The following is a 996-nucleotide window of genomic DNA, read 5'->3' on the forward strand; positions in this document are numbered from 1 at the left end:
CGCCAGGTACGCACTGGCTACTGCATGTTTGGTTCCGCCCGCGACCACCGTTCCCAGCGGGGCATCCAGATCCAGAGAGCGCGGCGCTTGCCCTGCCCGTTCGCCGTATCCAGTTTGAACCAGGACCGGAGAAGCGACCGCAAAAGCCCCGCCTTTTGGATAGGCCGTTATCGTGCGTAACGGCTCCTGGGCAGGCTGACAGGCATCCCGCCCGTTATAATGCGCGATTGGCACAATAAAGGGGTTTGCACTCTCCAGCACATATTTTTTCAGGCCTCGCGCAATGCGCCGCAACGTGGCATCCGCCAGAGGCTTTTCCCGATCAAAGATAGACGGGCACGGAACCGACCAGTCAATACATTCGGCGGCTGACCGCCAGCGTTTTTTACCTTTGGTTTTGACCTTGGTATGAGTAGGCTCCGGCCAGTGAATAGGCTTCCCATCACAGCGAGCCACCATAAAAAGTCGCTCTCGCGTTGTCGGTGCGCCGAAGTCAGCGGCACAAAGGATTTTCCATTCTACGGCATAGCCCATATCACGAAGTTGAGACACAAAAGCCTGCCAGGTCCGACCAATCCTTTTTTTGTTTGGCACCAGATATTGCTGCCTGATCGGGACCACTTCATCTGGTTCGGCTATTGTTCCGTCCAGTTTCAGTACACGGCCAGTAGCCTTGTCGCGCTTGGCAACCAATGGCCCCCATTGGAGGATCTGCTTCACATTCTCCAGCGTGATAACGCGGGGCTTTACTTGACCTGCCCAGCGTTTACCCACCCAGGAAAGCGCCCGCGTTTTGCGATCTCTTGGCTGGCCGCCGGACGCCTGAGAGTGGTGCGTACAATCAGGACTCAGGTGCAACAGTCCTACGGCACGGCCATCACTCGCCTCTATCGGATCTACCTCGAAAACATCACCAATATAATGTCTCGCCTGGGGATGGTTGACCTCGTGCATGGAGAGGGCATCTGCATTATGGTTTACCGCCACATCCACATA

General features: G+C 56.2%; 1 protein-coding gene. It reads right to left on the reverse strand.

The annotated features are described in order from the left end of the window. Positions 1–954, reverse strand: a 954-nt coding sequence (locus tag HAP95_RS00890) for a DNA cytosine methyltransferase (RefSeq protein WP_226832356.1), incomplete at its 3' end; no start/stop codon positions are given. Between the last annotated feature and the right edge of the window lie 42 nt (positions 955–996).

It is taken from the genome of Acidithiobacillus sulfurivorans (assembly GCF_018853815.1).
Taxonomy (GTDB): domain Bacteria; phylum Pseudomonadota; class Gammaproteobacteria; order Acidithiobacillales; family Acidithiobacillaceae; genus Acidithiobacillus; species Acidithiobacillus sulfurivorans.